This window comes from Saccharophagus sp. K07, assembly GCF_014336955.1.
In the GTDB taxonomy this organism is placed as follows: domain Bacteria; phylum Pseudomonadota; class Gammaproteobacteria; order Pseudomonadales; family Cellvibrionaceae; genus UBA5868.
On sequence record NZ_QRAI01000013.1, the window covers coordinates 1 to 1719 of the forward strand.

3 protein-coding genes are annotated in these 1719 nt (G+C 47.1%); 1 reads left to right on the forward strand and 2 read right to left on the reverse strand.

Annotated features, from left to right (window positions below):
- Nucleotides 1–310: hypothetical protein (locus DWB84_RS18935; protein WP_222868284.1), on the reverse strand; the 310-nt coding region annotated here is incomplete at its 3' end.
- Between the two features lie 17 nt (nucleotides 311–327).
- Here DWB84_RS18935 and DWB84_RS19470 point away from each other — a divergent pair.
- The gene (locus DWB84_RS19470) at nucleotides 328–483 is read left to right on the forward strand and encodes a cellulose binding domain-containing protein (protein ID WP_370589748.1); all 156 of its coding nucleotides are present in this window, start codon (nucleotides 328–330) and stop codon (nucleotides 481–483) included.
- Nucleotides 484–1075: 592 nt separating this feature from the next.
- Here the strand turns inward: DWB84_RS19470 and DWB84_RS18715 are convergent.
- On the reverse strand, nucleotides 1076–1719 hold a 644-nt coding region (locus DWB84_RS18715), incomplete at its 5' end, for an RHS repeat-associated core domain-containing protein (RefSeq protein ID WP_187411346.1).

A 1719-nucleotide genomic window follows, 5' to 3' on the forward strand; every position in this document is an offset into this window, starting at 1 on the left:
CAAATGTTTTTGCGTTCGCTGACTGGTATTGATTCAGGCCATTAGGCACGTAATTACCCAAGGTAGTGCCGGTATCGTCGAAATGGTAAAGCGGATTACTGATATCGAGTCCGCTAATTTGGCCTGCGGGATTTAAGCTGAAGTCCTGATAAAGGTCGAAATCTTCGCCAGAGAAATCATAACCAACAACATCGGGCGTGAGGCGCTGTCGTACTAGATTTTGGACCTCCGACTTTGGTTGTCCATCGGTGGCATCCGGTGCTAAGTGTATTTTTTTTTGCCCAGCTGCAGCATTTTGTCGAGGACGCACTGATTAATGGTAGGGACGTGAACTGGACCTATAGCGATCGTTCCACAATAGATAGCAGTTGGAATGGCAATATTTTGCCGGGACAAACTGTCAGCTTTGGTATGCAGGGCAATAAAGGAAGTGGTGAGAGTGTGGAATTGCCGCAGTTGCAGGGAGAGCTTTGTACGCGATGATAAAAAGCCCGACAAGAAATTCGTCGGGCTTTTGTTATGGCTAATCGGTGCCACCTTGTCTGGTCGTTAGCTCCCTTTAACTATTCATCCTTGGCAAAGAGCCCCCTAACTCCGAGTAGCTCATATTCCTTTCCTGGTTGCGATGAACGAGCGTACGAGACTACGCCCCGCCTCGGTGAATATATGAATGTTACAGCGTTATCTCCCCTGCGGCATGTAACTACTCGAGCATTGCCTGCTTGTGATTCTAGCGCAGCTGTACAATTAATTCCCTTGAAACTCCACTCGCCATGATCGCCACCACTTTTGGGGATGACCACATCTATACCGCCGACAAGGCAATGGAACTGGGTGTTTGAGCATACACCCAATTGCCCGCCGAACTCGCCATACGCCAGATCTCTACGCTTAAGATAATCGACATCTTCATGGCTAACCCACAGCTGGGACAAATTGAAAACGTCAATTACCTTCGTACCCTTCTTGACATAGATGATCTCTTGCCGCTCAGCGACTACAGGACTGGTTGCGCAAGAAGTCAGAAGCAAATATATAAAAATAAAAGTAGCAACTCTCATGTGTCGCCTCGAAATTAAAATAGATCATTCGCTGCTTCGTTGTATGGGGAACGGTGATCCTGGTTGAAGTTGCCGGGACCCGCATCCCACAAATCTTGCATTACTGCCTCAGCTGGATTGAGATGCAATGATTCATGAACAAATGTGGTGCCAATCCTACGATCTCCTACATCCGACAAAACGTTCCTATTGATCGTAATTTCTGGGCCGCCACTTTTTGAACTTGGATTCAAAGGGCCACCTTGAGCGTGCGCTCGCCCAGTTTTTGATACGCCACCCGCGATCACTTTCGCACCCATAAGAATCTTTGCCTGGACTCCGGCCGTTGTCTCAAACGATTTATCACCAACTTTAACCGTAGTTTTCTTGTTGGGATTACTCAACATTTTATTAACAACCTTTGTGTAGTTCTTTTCGATACGCTCAATATCCTTTTTCTTCCAGTTTCCACTGTCATCCACTTTACATTCCGCCGACTTGGTTTTATCGTTCATCGTGCAGCTTTTCCCCGTGGGGTCCACCTTATTCAAGGGATCATTTCCCACATAAGCATAAAGATTCATCTGATCTTCATACCCCACAGGATCGGTTTGCAAAAACCGCCCGAGCGCCGGATTGTAGATTCTCGCACGGTAATAATATAGGTCCAACTCCGGCA